The sequence below is a fragment of the Spirillospora sp. NPDC049024 genome, assembly GCF_040649235.1.
GTDB lineage: Bacteria > Actinomycetota > Actinomycetes > Streptosporangiales > Streptosporangiaceae > Spirillospora.
In genome coordinates, this window is the sequence record NZ_JBEZFD010000002.1 from 495,398 (window position 1) to 512,693 (window position 17,296).

General features: G+C 69.4%; 18 protein-coding genes and 2 pseudogenes. 13 read left to right on the plus strand and 7 right to left on the minus strand.

All coding sequences use genetic code 11. The features are described 5' to 3' along the window. Nucleotides 1-119: 119 nt before the first annotated feature. Complete coding sequence (locus AB0C21_RS05155) at nucleotides 120-803, minus strand: LysR family transcriptional regulator substrate-binding protein (protein WP_500202784.1); 684 nt, start codon at nucleotides 801-803, stop codon at nucleotides 120-122. Nucleotides 804-857: 54 nt separating this feature from the next. On the opposite strand from AB0C21_RS05155, the gene AB0C21_RS05160 reads away from it, so the two are divergent. The 4 genes from AB0C21_RS05160 to AB0C21_RS05175 all read left to right on the plus strand — a co-directional run bounded on the left by AB0C21_RS05160 (nucleotide 858) and on the right by AB0C21_RS05175 (nucleotide 3,528). After that, the gene (locus AB0C21_RS05160) at nucleotides 858-1,241 is read left to right on the plus strand and encodes a DUF5997 family protein (RefSeq protein WP_500202785.1); all 384 of its coding nucleotides are present in this window, start codon (nucleotides 858-860) and stop codon (nucleotides 1,239-1,241) included. Nucleotides 1,242-1,622: 381 nt separating this feature from the next. After that, entirely contained in the window at nucleotides 1,623-2,633 is a 1,011-nt protein-coding gene (locus AB0C21_RS05165; RefSeq protein WP_500202786.1) for a glycoside hydrolase family 6 protein, read from the plus strand. Nucleotides 2,634-2,867: 234 nt separating this feature from the next. Then, a complete protein-coding gene (locus tag AB0C21_RS05170; protein ID WP_500202787.1) occupies nucleotides 2,868-3,266 on the plus strand; it encodes an ATP-binding cassette domain-containing protein in 399 nt (132 codons plus the stop codon). Between the two features lie 64 nt (nucleotides 3,267-3,330). Beyond that, nucleotides 3,331-3,528 carry a hypothetical protein gene (locus AB0C21_RS05175; RefSeq protein ID WP_500202788.1) on the plus strand — a complete coding sequence of 66 codons (198 nt, stop codon included), beginning with the start codon at nucleotides 3,331-3,333 and terminating at the stop codon, nucleotides 3,526-3,528. 55 nt (nucleotides 3,529-3,583) lie between these two features. On the opposite strand, the gene AB0C21_RS05180 is transcribed toward AB0C21_RS05175, so the two are convergent. Then, entirely contained in the window at nucleotides 3,584-4,153 is a 570-nt protein-coding gene (locus AB0C21_RS05180) for a TIGR03086 family metal-binding protein (protein WP_500202789.1), read from the minus strand. 64 nt (nucleotides 4,154-4,217) lie between these two features. Here AB0C21_RS05180 and AB0C21_RS05185 point away from each other — a divergent pair, with 64 nt between their 5' ends. Beyond that, nucleotides 4,218-4,961 carry a DUF6597 domain-containing transcriptional factor gene (locus AB0C21_RS05185; protein WP_500202790.1) on the plus strand — a complete coding sequence of 248 codons (744 nt, stop codon included), beginning with the start codon at nucleotides 4,218-4,220 and terminating at the stop codon, nucleotides 4,959-4,961. Here AB0C21_RS05185 and AB0C21_RS05190 read toward each other — a convergent pair. Further along, nucleotides 4,958-5,851, minus strand: a complete 894-nt coding sequence (locus tag AB0C21_RS05190; protein WP_500202791.1) for an endo alpha-1,4 polygalactosaminidase — start codon at nucleotides 5,849-5,851, stop codon at nucleotides 4,958-4,960. The genes AB0C21_RS05185 and AB0C21_RS05190 overlap by 4 nt on opposite strands. Before the next feature lie 584 nt (nucleotides 5,852-6,435). On the opposite strand from AB0C21_RS05190, the gene AB0C21_RS05195 reads away from it, so the two are divergent. Continuing rightward, nucleotides 6,436-8,268, plus strand: coding sequence for an MSCRAMM family protein (locus tag AB0C21_RS05195; protein WP_500202792.1), 1,833 nt, complete (start codon nucleotides 6,436-6,438; stop codon nucleotides 8,266-8,268). Between the two features lie 140 nt (nucleotides 8,269-8,408). On the opposite strand, the gene AB0C21_RS05200 is transcribed toward AB0C21_RS05195, so the two are convergent. Together AB0C21_RS05200 and AB0C21_RS05205 are read right to left on the minus strand one after the other, a co-directional pair. Next, complete coding sequence (locus AB0C21_RS05200; RefSeq protein ID WP_500202793.1) at nucleotides 8,409-9,203, minus strand: polysaccharide deacetylase family protein; 795 nt, start codon at nucleotides 9,201-9,203, stop codon at nucleotides 8,409-8,411. Continuing rightward, nucleotides 9,200-9,412, minus strand: a complete 213-nt coding sequence (locus AB0C21_RS05205; protein ID WP_500202794.1) for a hypothetical protein — start codon at nucleotides 9,410-9,412, stop codon at nucleotides 9,200-9,202. Before AB0C21_RS05205 ends, AB0C21_RS05200 begins: the two co-directional genes overlap by 4 nt. Before the next feature lie 138 nt (nucleotides 9,413-9,550). Here AB0C21_RS05205 and AB0C21_RS05210 point away from each other — a divergent pair, with 138 nt between their 5' ends. The 5 genes and pseudogenes from AB0C21_RS05210 to AB0C21_RS05230 all read left to right on the plus strand — a co-directional run bounded on the left by AB0C21_RS05210 (nucleotide 9,551) and on the right by AB0C21_RS05230 (nucleotide 11,865). Next, nucleotides 9,551-9,793: a hypothetical protein gene (locus AB0C21_RS05210; protein WP_500202868.1), complete on the plus strand. Its 243-nt coding sequence runs from the start codon at nucleotides 9,551-9,553 to the stop codon at nucleotides 9,791-9,793. Nucleotides 9,794-9,822: 29 nt separating this feature from the next. Further along, nucleotides 9,823-10,023, plus strand: a pseudogene (locus tag AB0C21_RS05215) (transposase family protein); the annotation flags it as partial. A 205-nt stretch (nucleotides 10,024-10,228) separates the two neighbouring features. Then, nucleotides 10,229-10,443, plus strand: a pseudogene (locus tag AB0C21_RS05220) (IS3-like element IS3502 family transposase); the annotation flags it as partial. 250 nt (nucleotides 10,444-10,693) lie between these two features. After that, entirely contained in the window at nucleotides 10,694-11,197 is a 504-nt protein-coding gene (locus AB0C21_RS05225; protein ID WP_500202795.1) for an SLATT domain-containing protein, read from the plus strand. 419 nt (nucleotides 11,198-11,616) lie between these two features. Next, entirely contained in the window at nucleotides 11,617-11,865 is a 249-nt protein-coding gene (locus AB0C21_RS05230) for a hypothetical protein (RefSeq protein ID WP_500202796.1), read from the plus strand. 295 nt (nucleotides 11,866-12,160) lie between these two features. On the opposite strand, the gene AB0C21_RS05235 is transcribed toward AB0C21_RS05230, so the two are convergent. Together AB0C21_RS05235 and AB0C21_RS05240 are read right to left on the minus strand one after the other, a co-directional pair. Further along, nucleotides 12,161-13,405 (minus strand): hypothetical protein, encoded by a 1,245-nt coding sequence (locus AB0C21_RS05235; RefSeq protein ID WP_500202797.1) that lies wholly within the window; start codon nucleotides 13,403-13,405, stop codon nucleotides 12,161-12,163. Nucleotides 13,406-14,232: 827 nt separating this feature from the next. Continuing rightward, nucleotides 14,233-15,219 (minus strand): zinc-dependent alcohol dehydrogenase family protein, encoded by a 987-nt coding sequence (locus tag AB0C21_RS05240; protein WP_500202798.1) that lies wholly within the window; start codon nucleotides 15,217-15,219, stop codon nucleotides 14,233-14,235. Nucleotides 15,220-15,532: 313 nt separating this feature from the next. On the opposite strand from AB0C21_RS05240, the gene AB0C21_RS05245 reads away from it, so the two are divergent. Together AB0C21_RS05245 and AB0C21_RS05250 are read left to right on the plus strand one after the other, a co-directional pair. Then, the gene (locus AB0C21_RS05245) at nucleotides 15,533-16,261 is read left to right on the plus strand and encodes an alpha/beta fold hydrolase (protein ID WP_500202799.1); all 729 of its coding nucleotides are present in this window, start codon (nucleotides 15,533-15,535) and stop codon (nucleotides 16,259-16,261) included. Nucleotides 16,262-16,309: 48 nt separating this feature from the next. Next, entirely contained in the window at nucleotides 16,310-17,278 is a 969-nt protein-coding gene (locus AB0C21_RS05250) for an alpha/beta hydrolase (RefSeq protein WP_500202801.1), read from the plus strand. Nucleotides 17,279-17,296: the final 18 nt, after the last annotated feature.

A 17,296-nucleotide genomic window follows, 5' to 3' on the forward strand; every position in this document is an offset into this window, starting at 1 on the left:
GTCAGCCTCCTGTGAGTCGATCTCACACCTACAGACGGGCGCGGCGCGGAAACCTAATCGGTGTGCGATCTGCGTCCGCAGGTAGTCCCCGCGTTCCCGACGCAGCACGGCGTACTCGGCTACGTCCGGCGGCGCTTCTGGTGGCGGCGCTTGGGGGTGGAGCGCTGGCGGGGCGGCTTCTTGCGGGTGGGCTGTTGTCGGGCGTTGCGGCCGCGGGAGCTGTTGGGGGTGCGACCGCGGACGATGCCGATCAGTTCCTCCATGAGATCGGTCGTCTCGACCTCAAGCCAGGCCAGGCCGATCTGGGATTGGGGAGCGTCGGTCACGGGACGGTAGGTGAGGTCTCTGCGGTGGTGGAGGCGGGCCAAAGACTGCGGAAGCAGCAGGATGCCGGCCCCCGACGCCACCAACTCGATCGCCGCAGCGGTGTCATCGGGACGGGTGAAGGCGGGCTGTCCGGGGCGGTCGTCCCAGGTCAAGACCTCGTCGAGCGGCTCGAACACGTCCTCGTCGGCGAGATCGGCAAGCTCGACCTCCTCCACCGCGGCCACCGCGTGGTCCTTGGGCACCACCACGACGGTCGTCTCCAGGTACAGCGGGATCACATGGAGGGCCTCGCGGTCGACGGGCAGGCGTACGAACGCCGCGTCCACATCGCCCTTCCGCAGCAGGGGGACGGCATCGGCGGCGGGGAGCTGCACCAGCTGAAGCGGCACATCCCGCACCCGCTCGGCCCACACCCCCGCCCACTTCCCGGGCGTCACCCCCGGCACGTAGGCCAGCCGGAACTCACCTTCGGTCACTCCCTCAGCGTAGTCCCGTCCAGGCAGCCCCTTCCGCTGGCTACTCTTGGGGCCATGAGCGCGTCCAAGGCGAAGACCCAGCAGACCATGAAGCCCGCGACCGCGGCCAAGAAGCTGGGGATCCTGCTGTCGGCGGCGCCCGCCGAGTTCCAGGAAGGCCCTGTCTCCCGGGACGAATTGAACGCGCTCCAGGCCGACCCGCCCTCGTGGCTCGCCCAACTTCGCCGCGAAGGCCCGCACCCCCGTCAGGTCGTCGCCGCCAAGCTCCGTGTCTCCGCCTCAGGTCTCGCCCGCGCCGGCATCACGGGCCCCCTCACCACAGCCGAGATCGAGAACCTGAAGGCCGAGAACCCCGACTGGCTGGAACGCGAGCAAGCCATCCGCGTCAAAGTCCGCGAAGAGGAACTCCGCCTCAAGCAGCAGCGCGCCAAGGCCTGACCCCCGCGATGCCCCGGCCGAGGCGCCGGGGCTGAGGCATGTCAGGACGCCGAGCCGGCCGGGAATCATCGTCGACACCTGCACTTCCGTGCTGCCCGAAGGCGTGCACACCGCCGCGGAGAAGACCACTGCAGATCAGCCCCTGACCAGGCCCGCAAGATCGGTGCCCGCAGGCTCGCAATGACGGCGGGATGCTCTGCAGTTGGATGAAAATGAGATCGTGAAAGGGCTCTTGACTCGAATTGAAGTGCGTCGATAGTTTCGCGGGAAACGGCCAGAAAAGGTGCATTGGATCCGTCCGCTTCCTTTGATCCGCTGAAAGATGACCGGAGAGCCGGCGGACGGTGCCCCCGCAATGACACCGGACAGGAAAGGACCCCCGTGCTCCCCGCTCTCCGCAGATGGACCATCACCGCCATCGCCGCGGTCACCGCGTCGACGGGCGCGCTGACCGGTGCCCACCTCACCGGACAGCAGCCGCAGGTCGCCAAGGTCGCCGCCGTCTCCTATGCCCCACCCGCGGCCAAGGCGATCGCCGCGGCCAACCTGTACGTCGACCCGAACTCCAACCCGGCGACCTGGGTCGCCGCCCACCCCGGCGACTCGCGGGCCGCTCGCATCAAGGCGGCCATCGCCGACCGGCCGATCGCACGCTGGTTCGGCAACTGGGACAGCGATATCACCGCGGCGGTGTCCCGCTATGTCGGCGGTGCCGCGCAGACCGGGGCCACGCCGATGCTGGTGGCCTACAACGTCCCGGGCCGTGACTGCGGCAGCCACTCCGGCGGCGGCGCGGGCAGCCCGGAGGCCTACCGCACCTGGATCGGGCAGTTCGCCACGGCCATCGGCGACCGCCGGGCGATCGTCGTGGTGGAGCCCGACGCGGTCGCCCAACTCGACTGCCTGCCGAACGACACCGAGCGGCAGATCCGGCTCGACCTGCTGAAATACGGTGTGCAGCAGCTCAAGCAGAAGGCGCCGAACGCCTGGGTCTACCTGGACGCCGCCAATGCCAACTGGATTCCCGCCGGCACCATGGCCCAGCGTCTGCAGGCCGCCGGGATCGCAGACGCACGCGGCTTCTCGGTCAACGTGTCGAACTACTACACGACCGAACAGTCGGTCGCCTACGCCAAGGCCGTCAATGCCGGGCTCCCCGGCGGTAAGACCTTCGTGGTCGACACCAGCCGCAACGGCAACGGCTCCAACGGTGAATGGTGCAACCCGGCCGGACGCAGGCTCGGCACCCCGCCCCGCGAGGGAGCCGACGCGGAACTGGAACTGTGGGTCAAGGTCCCAGGCGACTCCGACGGCGACTGCGGAATCGGCGCGGGGATCCCCGCCGGCCAGTTCAGCCCCGACTTGGCCATCCGCCTGATCGACGGCACTTGACAGCCGGGCGTGCCGCCCGCACCGCAGCCCACCAACCCGGTGGGTGGACAGGTGGCCACGCCGACCTGACAACCGCCGTCCCCTCGGCCCGTCCCGGCGTCATGACCGGGGCGGGCCGACGCCACAGCCCAGTGGCGGGTGGGGTGGCCGGCCCACTGGGGTGCGGTTTTCCGAACGTTCGATTCGGGGGCGGGCACGATCGATCGCCGTGCTCCGCCCGCCGAGGATGAGGGCATGGCTGAGATGGCGGCGGACAACACGACGGGCTTGACCGCCCGGGCCGAGGACCTGCACCGGGAGTACGGACGCGGTGCTGCCGCCGTGCGGGCGTTGCCCGCGATGACGGTCGCGCAGAACCTCGAGCTTCCCGGCCGACTGGCCGGCGAACGACCCGACCGGGGCCGGGTGCTCGACGCGCTCGCCCGGGTGGGACTGGCCGGGCGCGAGCGGCGCCGGCCCGGGCAGCTGTCCGGCGGGCGGCAGCAGCGGGTGGCCATCGCCCGGGCACTGGTCTCCCGTCCTCCGCGGTGCGTCGTGCGGGTAGAACCGGGTAGCCGGGCGCGCGGGTTCCGAGCCCCGTCGGCGGCCGCGCGGGACGTTGGTGACATGACACACCAGGCCCGACTTGCTTAACTACGGCCGATCTTGTCGTTACTGTCGTACCCCAAGGTCGGCGAAGCGGTCACCGGAGGTGGCGATGAGGTCTGGACGGTGGATGCTCGTCGCCTGGCTGATCATAGGAGCGCTCGCCGCGGGGCAGCGCCACTACTACGCCCAGTTCGACGGCAGCTGCGCCAAGATCGCCACGATCGGAATCACCCTGGCCTCCGGCCCGCTCAACTACATCGGTCTCAACCCCACCGCCAACTGCAGGGTTCCCCAGCCGAGCGCATGACATGCCGGGCTCTGCGACCGCGTCGTCATGAGGCCTTCTGACGGCATCGGCGTGACTACGCCCAGGCGGGATCGCGGCCGGTCAGGCCGAGGATGCGGTCCAAGGTGGGCGCGTCGGCCGGCACTGCGACCTCCGGTCCGTACATGCCCATCTCCCGCCCCTGGTCCACGCTGGCGAACACCGTGTCATGCAGATGCGTCAGCAGGTCGGCGGGCAGTTCCAGCCGCTGCCCGGTCGCGACCGCCAGGTCCCAGCCGTGCATGGCCAGCTCGCCGACGATCATGTCGCCCAGGACGGGCGCGGGCAGCGTCTGCGGTGTGCCCATGCTCGTCTCGCCCTCCCAGGCGCTCGGCGGCGCCCACGACGACGTGATGTCGTCCAGCAGGGCGAGCAGGCGGCCGCGCCAGTCGCCGGCCGCCAGGTCAACCTCGGACTCGGTGCCCGCCGGCTGCGGAACGGACTCCTTGCGGCCGCCGCCGGCGAGCGACGGGCCCCAGAACAGGAGGTGGTTGACCAGTGCCCGCACGTCGTACTCCGTGCACGGAGTCTTGTTGGCGAGTTGGTCGTCGGTGATGGTGCGGGCGACTGCGGCCATGGCCTCGGCAGCGTTGGACAGATGCGACATGGCGGCGAGGCTAGGCGGCCCGGACCGGAGGGGTATTGAACAAAGGCGACATACACTCTGCCGTGTGGAGCGGGACGTTCGTGAGCTGCGGGGTGCGTGGACCAGGTACCAGCGCCACACGTTCCACAGCCCGTCGCCGGCGCTCGCGCCATGGGTGGAGCGGTACTGGGAGGCTCGCTGGGACTACGCCGAGCCCTACCGGCAGAAGATCGTGCCGTACCCGAACGTGCAACTGTCGTTCGGCGGCGGCCGCGCGGACGTCAACGGCGTGTGCAGCGGCTACCAGATCAAGGTCCTCGAGGGCCGCGATCATGTCTTCGGCGTCGCGTTCCGGCCGGGCTGCTTCCGCCCGTTCCTCGGTGCCTCCGTCTCGACGATCACCGACCGCGTCGTCCCGGCGACCGAGGTGTTCGGCCCGGATCTGCCCACGACGCTCGACGTGCCGACCGTGGACGCGTTCCTGCTGAAACACCTGCCGGACGACGACCCCCGGGTGCGCCAGGCGGCGGCCGCGGTCGAGCTGATCGCCAAGGACAAGGCCGTGACCAGGGTCGAGCACCTCGCCCGCGAGCTGGGGCTGAGCGTGCGGGGGCTGCAACGGCTGTTCGCGGAGTACGTCGGCATCGTGCCCAAGTGGGTGATCCGCCGCTACCGCCTGCGCGAGGTGACCGCACGCATGGCCGCCGGCGGGGCGATCGACTGGGCCGCGCTGGCGGCAGACCTCGGCTACGCCGACCAGGGCCACTTCATCCGCGACTTCAAGGGCATGTTCGGCGAGCAACCGACCTGGTACGCGCAGCGGTACTAGTTCGCATTCCCCAGATTTGAGAGTGGGGCGCGTTCCGGCGCGGGTGCGGGCGGCAGGTGATTGCCGGGGCAGGTCTGCATCTTGGCGGTGAGGTCGAGCGTCTTGCGGATCGAACTCAGGTGCAGGCGCTTGGAATCGGGGCAGAACTTGCTCAGCGGCAGGTTGTACTCGGCGTGGAAGACGGGCTTGCCCGCCGCGATGAACGGCTTGAGGGCCGCGCACTCGCGGTACTCCGCGCACTGCTCGTTCACCGCGAAATCGAAGTTCTTGACCAGGGACGGTATCTGGTCAAGGTCGTTCTTCAGCCCGATCGCGAGGCCCTTCTGGTGAGCGACCCGCGCCAGCATGCGGTTGAACGCGATTTGGTGTCTCGCGGTCAGTGCGAAGCCAGAATCGTTCTGGTAGGCGTCGACGTTGTCCGGCTCGACACCGTCGAAGCCCTTGGCCTTGCACTGGTCCAGGCGCGCGGCCCAGATCCGCTCCAGCACGTCGATCCTCCGGATGTCGACCCAGCGCTCCTTCGGCCACCCATCGAGTTTCTTGCCGAGGGTCGACTTCGGAAACGCCTTGTAGTCCGGCCGCCCCTCCTCTGCCGAGCCGATGCTGACGTAGCAGATGACCTTGCGCCCGTAGCGGTGCAGCGCGGTCACGGTGGCCTTCGGCGTCTCGAACATGTCGACGTCGTAGACGGCGGCATTGACCGACGTGTCGATCTTCCCGCTGAGTTGCCACTGCCAACCGACGCCGACCGCCGGCCGCCACCAGGAGGCCGCCTGCGCGTTCGCAGGCGTCGTCTGATGTGCCGACACGTCGCGGGCACCGCCTCCCGAGCCGCCGCAGCCCGAAAGGGTGACAAGGGCCAGCGCGACGACCGCGTACCTCCGTGCCATAGATGATCAAGCTACCGGGATCCTGGTGGCGCGTCCCGGCTTTCCCCTGGTCTCGCGGCGGTGCCGCCGTCGCGTCTCGCGGACGATCGTGTATCCCGGACGATGGACCATCGGCGGTCAGATCCTGAACGCCGCCTCGACCAGGAGCCCGGCCATCAGGGCAAGCGCCGCACCGGCGACGGCGCTCGGCAGCGCCCGGAGGCGCCCCCCTATGGACCGGTCAAGTATCAGCGGCGACGCCGCACGACCTGCGCCCCCGAGGTGTTCAACGCCGTTCCGGCCGATGCGGGCATCCGGGTGGTGCTCACCGGGGTACCGCCTCCATCGAATACCGCGACATCTGTCCGTCGCTGGGCCGACGCCAATGAGGGGCGCGGTTTGGCAGGGGGACCGCGACCGACCGCCGGTGACCGCGTCACCGGGAGCGAACTGATCGGCTTCTCAAACCACTTGATGGACCTGTAGAGGCCGGATACGGCCAGAGTCAGTGGGTTCTGACGCTCACCTGTCAACCGAACGGAGCCGTCGGTTGTCTTCGTTATATCGCCGATTCTCGCGGTAGGGCGAGCGGATGGAGGGGGCACATGTTCATTCGACGCTGCCTATGGTTAATTGCGGCCATCGCCATCATCATGGCGGGAAGTCTCCTGTCCGTACCCGCTCATGCGGACAGCGACGGAATCACCGGAACGATCACCGATGCGAAGACCGGTCAACCTGTGGCGGGTGCCTGGGTCGAAGCCTATGGCGCCTCCGGTGGTGTCTCCGGCGGTGCGAACACCGATGACTCCGGCCACTACCATCTGCAATGGCTGGCACCGGGGGAATACCGGATCAAAGTGTCGGCCACCGATTACCATGCGCAGTGGGCATTCGATAAGTCCGATCAGGCCTCGGCCGATCCGGTGACCTCTCCCGGCACCGCCTCGCTGGCCCTGAAGCAGATCGAATACGGCTCGATCTCCGGCCGGTTCGTGACCGCTTCCGGCTCCGGGGTCGCCGGTGCCGCGGTGGAGGTACACGACGCTTCGGGCAACTCCCGGGGCCGCGAGATCACCGATGCCGACGGAGCGTTCAGGTTCACCGGGCTGAACGCGGAGGACCACAAGCTGTCCTTTGACTCGAACGGCAACATCCAGTGGGCCCACGGGAAGTTGGACCAGGACGAGGCGGACCCGATCACGGTGCGGCCCGGGCTGGAGACGACCGTCACCGAGACCGCCCTCCCCACCGGGGACCTCGAAGTGACCGTCCTCGACTCCCAGAGCCGCGAGCCGGTGCCCGGCGCCTACGTGGCGACGCGCGGCGGTCCCCGATCGCTCTTCGCCGAGACCGACGCCAAGGGCAAGGCGACGTTCGACGGCGTCCTCACCGGGACCTATTCGTTCTCGATCTCACCGCCGGAGGGTTACCTCTACGGATCGATCGACGACGTGGTGGTGCAGGCCGGTCAGGCCACTCGTGTCACCACCGAGCTGGTGCGGGAGGCGACGATCGTCGCGACGGTCCGCGACGCCAAGACGGCACAGCCGGTGGCCGGCGCATGTGTGAGCCTGTTCGAGCAGGCGGCCACCTTCCCCAAGACGGTCACCCGCGAGCGCGGAAACAAGACGGTCACCCGCAAGCGCGGGAACAAGACGCTCGACCAGGAGTGCAGCGACAGTGACGGCAAGCTCCGCATCCATCAACTGTGGCCTGGCAAGTACCGGCTGTTCATAACGCCCACCGATGGTGTGCATGGCCGCCAGTGGGTCGGCTCGAAGGGCGGCACCGGGGACATGGAGAAGGCGGCGTGGTTCACCGTGGCCAGCGGTGAGGTCATCGAGACCGGGGTGCGGCTGGACGGGACGGGATCCATCGCCGGTACCGTCACCGACGCCCGCACCGGCAAGGCCGTCGAGGACGTGTGCGCCTGGGTGCTGCCTGCCGGCCCATCCGGCCCGGAAGTATGGGGCGGGAACTGCACCGACTCCGGCGGGCGCTACACCATCGACGGCCTCGGCCCCTACGACTGGCGTGTCCAGTACCCGGACTTCCGCGGCCGCTATGCGTGGCAATGGTCCGGTGGGGCCCCCGACCGCTTCGCCGCCCGGCCGATCAGGGTCCGGGACGGGGGCACGGCGACCGCCGATGCCCGGTTGCCGGAGAGCGGCAAGCTGAGCGGCAGGGTCATCGGCTCGGTGGTTCCCAACGAGTATGTGAGCGTCGTCGCCGTCAGCGCCCGAACCGGCGACATCGCCGCGCCCTTCGCGAGGATCTCCGGGGACGTCGACTACGCCCTGTACGGACTGGCCACCCAGTGGATCAAACTCGGCTACCGCGGCGGTCCCGCCGATATGGCCTGGTATCCGAAGCCCCTGCATGTAGTCGCCGGGAAGGCGATCAACGGTCCCGATCTGGTGATTCCGAAGGGATGACAGGAGCTCTCAGGCCGCGCGGCATGGCCGGAATCGCCACGCCGCGCGGCCTGGATTTCACTTTCCATGCATTGGCGAGGGTGTCAAGCCGAGGCGGCCGATCCTGTGGGGTTTCAATATCCGGATTCGGGCGAGTTGGCTCATTCGCTTAGTGCGTGAGGGTCCGGGTTCTGGAGGCTTGCGCCGGGCGGGGCGGCCGCCGGAGGGCCTTGCCGCAGCGCGTTCTGCCAGTGGTCGCGCAGGGGACCGACCGACAGGCCGCGGTCGCGTATCCCCTCCAAGAACGGCGGCAGCGCGTCGAGCGTGTTCCTCCACGAGCCGGGTGCCGATGTGCAGTCGGAGTCGTGGAGGAGCACGGTTCCTCCACCGCCGAGGTCGCGCATGAGCGTCGCGAGAATGGAGGCGGGGGTCGCCGCGCGCGTCCAGTCCCGGCCCCAGTTCGTCCAGAGCACCGGCGTGAGGCCCAGGCGGCGGGCCGCCCGCAAGGCCGAGGAGCTCAGCACACCGTAGGGGGGCGGGTACCATCGCGGCGCCGCCCCGGTGACCTGGACGATCGACTCCATCGCCCGGGCCAGGTCGTCGTACGTCGCGGCGGGCCCACGCAGCAGCATGCAGCGGTGCTCCCATCCGTGGACGGTGATCTCGTGTCCGGACTCGGCGAGTTCCCTGCCCAGGTCCGGGGCCGCCTTGAGCATCTGGCCGAGCATGAAGAAGGTGGCCTTCACCTCGTACTCCCGCAAGGCGGCCAGGAACGCCGGCGTCGAGTGCGGGTCCGGACCGTCGTCGAACGTGAGCGCCACATGGCCGGGCTCGCCGACGCCGGCCAGACCAGGGAACAGCCGCCGGCGCAGCGGCCCGATCGACGTGACGGCCGGCGCGGCATGCGCGGCGGCGAGGACACCCGCCGCCGTCACGGCGAGACGCGTGGCGCTCACCGGGACGCCTCCACCAGCTCGGAAAGCTCCATGGACGCGGGCCGGCCGGTGGCCGCGGAGTCTCGTCCGGTCGCCAGGGCGACGATGATCGCCGCCGGGTCGGCGGCTCCGGTGAACCCCATGGCGCGGGGTGCCGCCAACGCCGCGAACAACGCCTCGGGCAGCTCCTCGGGTCTGCGTGCCCACGGCGCCCACCCGGACTCCTCCAAAGCGGCGGCGTTGGCCCTGCCGTGCCCCGGAAGGCAGCGGTAGCTGATGACGGGCAGGCCGGACGCCAGCGCCTCGAGGGGGAGCTGAGGCCGCCGGCGTTCTGAACCACGAGGTCGCAGGCGCGCATCAACGCCGGCATGTCCTCGACCCAGCCGAGCGTGACGCCGACACCGGAGCGGGTCGGCGCCTCCCGCAGCGCGGTGTTGCGCCCGCACACGACGACCGGCGTGACCAGCCGGGACGCGGCCACGTCCCGTACGGTGGCCGCCACGTCCCCCGATCCCCACGCCCCCGCGACCACCAGGGCCAGGCGGTCGTCGTCCGGCAGGCCGAAGTGCAGCCGCGCCAGCTGCCGTTCGAGGACGGACGGGGCGGGCTGAAAGCCGGGTCGTACAGCGGGCGCGCACACCCGGACGTCGGCCGCGCCGAGCCGCCGCGCCTGCGTCGCCGCAGCCGCTCGCACGCCAGGCTCCGCGGACCCGGCGAACGCGCAAACGCCCAGCTCAAGAGCTGGCGCATCCTCCACAAGCTCCGCTGCAGCCCCGGCAAAGCCGGCCACCTCGTCAAGGCCATCGCCGTCCTACAGAACTACGAAACCACGCGAGGATGAAAAAGGCTCACTGTGTGACCTGTCTTGGAAACCGCTTATGTGGGGTTGGTCGCCTTCGCGCGTATGAGTATCGAGGGACAGAGGCGCGCTTACAGGGTGAACGCGGCGGCCGACAAGCCGGGCTTTCTCGTGTTTGCCCTGGTCAAAGGTGGTGGGTCGTGTGGGAGTCACCTCAGACCATGTAACCCGATATTCGAGCGGCACAGGCTGGTCGATCGCCGACCAAATGCGCACCGAGCTGGTCATCGACTCCCCAGAGGGGGCCGCCCGCACCCGGGTAGGCGCCTGGACGGGGCGATCTTCCACTCCAATCATGGGGGACAATACGGTTCGGCCGACTTCGCAGCCGCGTGCGCCCGGCTCAGGGGCTTCCAGTCGATGGGTGCGGTGGGCATCAGCGCCGACAACGCGGTGGCAGAGATCTGGATGCCTACTTGGTCGAGCCTGAGACCTGCTTTCGAGTCCTCGACGGAGCGGTCGAGGACTCCGTTCACCCCGCAACGGCGCCCGTCATCCACTACATCCTCGAATCCCGCTAACGGTCACCCCGTCCGTAGTTCAGGTACCGGAACCTCCGGGGCAGAGGGAAACTCTAAGCCAAGGCGTGCGAAGCTGACCGGGAGGGAATCTGATCTTGGATGGTGGGACTGCGGCAACGAGCCGCACTGCTTTGCTGCACCTTGAGATCGCGACTGAACTTCAGCGCATCGAGCGCGCAAGACGTCGCAACAAACGGCTGGCGTTCGGGCTCCGCTTGCTGCCCGTGCTGACATCGGCGTTAACTACCGTCTTGCTAGGGCTGAGTACCAGTGGCGCCGCCAGCCACTCCCTGGCCCCAATGGCGCTCATCCTCAGTGCCGGGGGAACAGTTGCTCTGGCGGTCGATGCGTTCTACAACCACCTAGGCCTATGGGCGATGGATGTATCCCACTTGGCCCGCCTCCAAGCACTAGACAGGCGTATACGCGACGAACAGGCTCGCGCCGCTCAAGACAGCTTGCCCGACGATATCGTTGACACGCTGCGTCAAGGGTTCGAGGAGATCATGGAAGCACATCTGCAGACATGGCATTCAGTACGGGCACAGGCTGTGAATCCCCCACAACTCCCCTCGGCGTCGGGCAATACCCCGCCTTCGCCACCCGCTGGCGCCAGTCCCGTCGGCCAGAGTTGAGGATCGGCGTCTCGCCCGGCTCGAAGACGGCCACCGTCCGCCAGAGTGTCCGCGTACGGCGACATACCGGGACTCGGGTCCGTTTCAGGATCCTTTTCAACATGCGTTGAGTTCGCGGTTCTGGAGGAACTGGATGGCCTTGGCCAGGTGACCGGCTCGGTGGGGGCAGCAACGTAGCTTGGTCAGGATCTTCCAGTTCTTGGGCCAATGCCATTTCGGGCAAGTGCAAGGTACTCCTGCAGAACTACACCCGGACGGTCACGCGAGAGGCCGGGAGGTGATCAAGAAACGGCGGGAGAAGGAGCCGGACGGCGGGGATGGTCTCCCGCTCGGCCGGAGGCCCGGTGAGTGCCGGCCAGGCTATAGCCGCCGCTTCGGGATCGCGCCGGCCGTCAGTGCCGGGTGATCCGGTCCGAGCCTTGCAGCATGCGCTCTACCAGGCGGCCAAGGCCGATCCCGGACGCAGGTTCCACGCGTTGATGGACAAGGGGTGCAGAGACGTCCTGCAATGCGCGTGGGTGACGTTGGGCGCGAACAACGGCGCACCGGGAATCGACCGGACCACCCTGGCCGAATTTGAGGAGTACGGGTTGCCCGGCTCCTGGAGGAAGTGGCCGCTGAGCTTCGGGAAGGCCGATATCGTCCGCTGCTCGCTCGTCGGGTTCTGATCCCAAGCCGGGGGGAGGGACGAATGGCGGCCGTTGTCGATCCCGGCAGTTCGGGGACCGGGTCGTGCAGGCCGCGCTAAAGATCGTGTTCAAACCGGTCTTTGAGGCGGACATGTCCGATGGCTCGTTCGGTTTCCGGCTCCGGCGGTCAGCCCATGACGCCCTGCAAGTTCTCATCGACGAGTAGGCGAAAGGGCGCCGATCGGTGTAGAGACGGATGTCGCCGACTGCTTCACGGCGATCCCGCACGAGTTCTGCATCGCCGGAAAGGCGTTTGCCCAGTGTCTGGTCTATGTCAAGCAGTGAGCGCTTCAGGTGTGGCTTGCTCGATGAGGGCCATGGCCATCCCTGCCATCGCCCTTGCCTGGTGATGAGGTCGGGGGAGTTCGAGGGCGATGCGTTCGGCGTGGTCGGGGTCGTCGGCGACGATGACCCGGCCGATTTTTCTCAGGGCGTTCAAGCGGTGGACGGGTGGCTGGGCGATCGAATGCGAGATGCGCTCGGCCTCTGCCCTGTCCAGCCGGGCCATCGCCTCGGCCATGTCCTCCAGGAGCACGGCGGCCTGGTAATGGGGGCAGGGAATGCGTTCGGCCTCGGTGAGCAATGTGCGGGCCAGTGCCGGGTCCGGTTGCACGGCCGCGGCCGCGATCTTTGTGAGTGTCCGGGCTTGGAGCCACGGGTGTCGGGTGTCACTGGTGAGGAGGAGGTCGGCGGCGTCGGCCAGACTGCGCCGGGCCCGTCCGGGTTCGGTCTTGGCCAGTGCTGCGGCGATGAGTGTGATCGCCTGGGCTCGGCGGATCGGGTTGGTGATGTGCGCGGTGATGCCCTCGGCGTGGTGCGGGTCCGTCTCGGCCAGGTTCCTGACGATCTCGCGCAGTGCCCGCCCTTGCGCGTACTCGTCGGAGATTCCGCGGGCGATGCGTTCGGCCGTGTGGCGGTCGAGCCTCGCACGTGTCCCGGCGACCTCGCCCAGGACGTAGCCAAGGGGATGAAAGCCGCCGGTACGGGCGAGGTGCTCGGCCTCGGTGAGGAGCCGGCGAGCCCGGCGGGGATCCGATGCGATGCTGGTCTCGGCGATCGCGTGTAACGCCGACACTTTCCATTCCCGGCCATCGATGGTGCGGGCGACACGTTCGGCGTCAGCGATGTCCAGGGGGGCGAGACTCGAGCAGATCACCACCAGCGCTCGGTCCCGTTCCCCGGTGTAGCTCGGGAGCGTCCCTTCCCGTATCGGGATGTAGGTCAGGTTGTGTTCGGCTGCGCGTTCGGCGTCGGTGAACAGTCGCCGGGCGCGGTCCGGCTGTGCGTTCACCAGTGCACTGGCGACGTCGTTCAACGCTTCGGCCTGGTCGCGAGGAGTGGCGATGGTGCGGGCGAGGCGTTCGGCGTCATCGGGGTCGAGCCTGCTCAACGGCCTGACGATTTCTCGGAGCGCCCAGGACTGGAAGCCGCTGGGATGCCCGACGCTCGGATAGGCGACGGTGCGGGCGATGCTTTCGGCCTCCGTGAGCAACTGCCGGGCGCGCGCTGAGCCGGTCATGCCTTCCAGTCTCATCTGAACCGGCCCGGAATCTCTAGGTGAACTGCCCGGGCTTCCGTAATGGCAGCCAAGCCAGGAGAACCTCGTGCTCGTGGTCCGTTGCTTCGCTGTCGTGTTCGGCAGCCTGGTTTGTCGCTGTCTGTGATGGTGGAGGCGTCCACAGCGCACCCACCCTGGCCTTATGAGTGGGGCGAGAAGAGCCGGTGGTGTGTACTGGCGATACGGCTGCCAGGATCCCCGCAGCGGCCGCGCGATGGGCGGCAGGTGCCCGCGCCTGAGGGGCTGAGCGCAGTCATGGCAGCTGGTACCTGCGCATCGAACAAGGGCCGGTGCGGACGGGCACCGGCGTCGTGTCCGTCGGGGCGGTTTCGCAACCGGTAACGCCGCGGAAGCGGCGTTGGTGCGGTTGAGTGGTCCGGCCGGGAGCCCGTTGACGGTGGCCGAGTGGCTGGCGCGATGGACGCGGCGGCCGCGTGCGGTGGTGTGGACCGCTGCTCGCGTCCGGCACTGGCGTAAGACCGGGGAGCGGCCAATGGTGGCGGTGTGGACGGCGGCGCTGACCGCGCGGTTTCTGGACGCGATCGCCGCGCATCGCCTGTGGCGGCGTGATCGAGAACCTCGGCTCCCTGCCCTTGCCGGCCGACCTGCGAAAGGACTAACCAAACACAGCTGGACGGAGGACTCGGTGAAGGGCCTGCCCGCGATCTTCATGGGCGAGGCTCAGGCGAGGGCGCGTCCCACGGCGGCGGTGTGGAACCTCGGTTTCACAGGGTTGCCCTTCAGGCAGCGCAGGACGGCTCCGGGCGGGGCTTCGCCGAGCGGTCGGCTCAGTGCTCGACGTCGATGACCACCTTTCCCAGGGCCGTGCCGTTCTCCACGGCGGCGTGTGCTTCGGCCACCGTCTCGAGGGTGAAGCGCTGCGGGTCGAGCAAGGGGCGGAGTCCGCCGGCGTCCGCGAGCGCGGTGGCCTCCCGGAGGATCTGGCCGTGATGTTCGCGCCCGGCTCCCGTCAGCATCGGCAGCAGGGTGAACACGCCCGAGTAGGTGGCGCCGCGGAACGACAGTGGCGCGAGGCTGTGGGTGCCCCATCCCAGGGCACTGACCACGTGCCCGGTGTAGATGCGCACGGCCGTGAACGAGGCGTCCAGGACCGCGCCCCCGACGGTGTCGAACACCACGTCGAAGCCGGCGCCGCCGGTATGTTCGGCCACGTACTCCTCGACGGACGTCGTGCCGTAGTCGATCGGCGTCGCACCGAGGTCCCGGACGAGGGGCGCCTTGGCGGCCGACGCGGTCGCGTAGACCTCGGCGCCGCGGGACGCCGCGAGCTGGACGGCGACACCGCCCACACCGCCGGCGCCGCCCTGCACCAGGACGCGCTGGCCCACCCGCACCCCGGCACGGTCGACCAGCCCCTCCCACGCCGTGATCACGGCGAGGGGGAGCGCCGCCGCTTCACGCATCCCCAAGAAGGCCGGCTTGGGGGCGAGCAGGCGGGCGTCGACGGCCGCGTACTGCGCCAGCGATCCCTGGAGATCGCCCACTCCGCCGGTCAGTCCGTACACCTCGTCGCCCGGCCGGAAGCCGGTCACTCCCGGTCCCGCCTCCACGACCATGCCTGCCAGGTCCAGGCCCAGAACCGCCGGCAGCCGACTGCGCGCATGATCCGCCCGGCCCGCCCGGATCTTGGTGTCGAGCGGATTCACGCCGCTCGCGCGAATCTGGACCAGCACCTGTCCCGTCCCCGGCACGGGCTGCGGTACCTCGCGCAGATCCAGGTGACCACCGAACTCCTCCAGCACGACAGCGCGCATGGCATGTCTTCCTTTCTCCCGTTGCCCCGAGTGTCGGTGCCGTGAGCGCCCGCTCGCATCCGTGACGTCCCTGGTGGCGTGCCCGGGAACCTGCCGACGTGCCCGGCGGCGCGCCGGGGCCGACGGTGATCGGCTCGCTCCACGACCTGCACCGCGCCTGGGCCGGACGCCGGACGGTGAGGGTGTTTCGGGTGCGCCGCGGCGACGCAGGTCGTCGGGCGCCAGGGACTCCCGCCAGGGACCGACGGATGCGAGCGGCGGGACGCCGAGAACAGACTGGCCGCATGCCGACACCGACCGAGAGGACCAGACCATGAGCAACACGACGGATCCCGCAGGCAAGCCCACCATCGTGCTCGTGCACGGGGCGTTCGCCGAGTCGTCGAGCTGGAACGGCGTCATCGCCGCACTGCTCGACGACGGCCACCCCGTGATCGCCGTCGCGAACCCGCTGCGCGGGGTCGTCTACGACGCCGATTACCTGCGCGGCGTCCTCGCCGGGATCGACGGCGACGTCATCTGCGTCGGCCACTCCTACGGCGGCATCGTCATCACCAACGGGGCCGCCGGGAACGGCAACGTGAAGGCGCTGGTCTACATCGGCGCCTTCGCCCCCGACACGGGGGAGAGCGCCGCCGACCTCGCGGGCCGCTACGAGGGAAGCACCCTCGGTGAGACGCTCGCGCCCGTGAAGCTCGCCGACGGCAGTACGGACTTGTACATCCGGCAGGACCTCTACCACGCGCAGTTCGCCGCCGACTCCCCGGCCCGCGAGGCCGCGGTGATGGCCGTGACGCAGCGCCCGATCGTCGAGTCGGCGCTCGCCGAGCCGTCGGGCGAGCCGGCGTGGAAGACGATCCCGTCGTGGTTCCTGATCGGCGGCAAGGACAAGAACATCCCCGCTGCGGCCCAGCGGTTCATGGCGGAGCGGGCGGGATCCCGGCGGACCGTGGAGCTGCCGGAGGGCTCCCACGCCGTCGGCATTCCGGAGGCCGCCACCGTCGCCGACCTCGTCCGGGAGGCCGCCGCCTCCACGGCGTGACCGTGGTGGACGCGCCACCGGTCCTTCGAACCAGCAGGGGGTCCCATCATGACCGACCAGTCCACCGCCGGCATCGTTCTGGAGCCCGCCTCGCAGCGGCTCTCCGACGCCACCGCACACCCGCCCTTCCTGTACGAACTGGGGGTGGAGAAGGCCCGCAAGGTGCTCGACGACCTCCAGGCGGAACCGATCGAGAAACTCCCCGCCGACTCGGAATGGATCACCGTCCCCGTCGACGCCGGCGACGTGCGGGTGCGCATCGTGCGCCCGCAGGGCGCCGCGCGGCCGCTGCCGGCCGTGCTGTACATGCACGGCGGCGGGTGGATCCTCGGCAACGCGGACACCCACGACCGGCTCGTCCGCGAGCTCGCGGTAGGGGCGGGGGCCGCCGTCGTGTTCGTCGAGTACACGCGCTCGCCGGAAGCCCGCTACCCCGTCGCCGTCGAGCAGGGGTACGCGACCGCCCAGTGGATCGTCCGGCACGGCCGTGAGCATGGTCTCGACCCCGACCGCCTGGCCGTCGCCGGCGACTCCGTGGGCGGGAACATGGCGGCGGCGCTGACCCTGCTGGCCAAGGAGCGCGGCGACGTCCGGTTCGTCCACCAGTCCCTGTACTACCCGGTCACCGACGCGGGCATGGACACCGGCTCCTACGCCCGGTTCGCGAGCGGTTACTTCCTCACCGCGAAGGCCATGGCGTGGTTCTGGGACGCCTACCTGCCCGACGCCTCGCGCCGCGCGGCCATCACCGTCTCGCCTCTGCGGGCGAGCCAGGACCAGTTGGCGGGCCTTCCGCCCGCCTTCGTGATCGTGGACGAGGCCGACGTGCTGCGCGACGAGGGTGAGGCGTACGCCGCGAAACTCCGTGCCGCGGGCGTTCCGGTGACCGCGGTCCGCTATGACGGCATCACCCACGATTTCATGATGCTCAACCCGCTCAGCGAGACCAACGCCACCCGGGCGGCCGTCGCCCAGGCCGTCGCGGTGCTCCGCGCGGCGCTGGACTCCGACGACTGATACGGGCGTAGGAGCCCG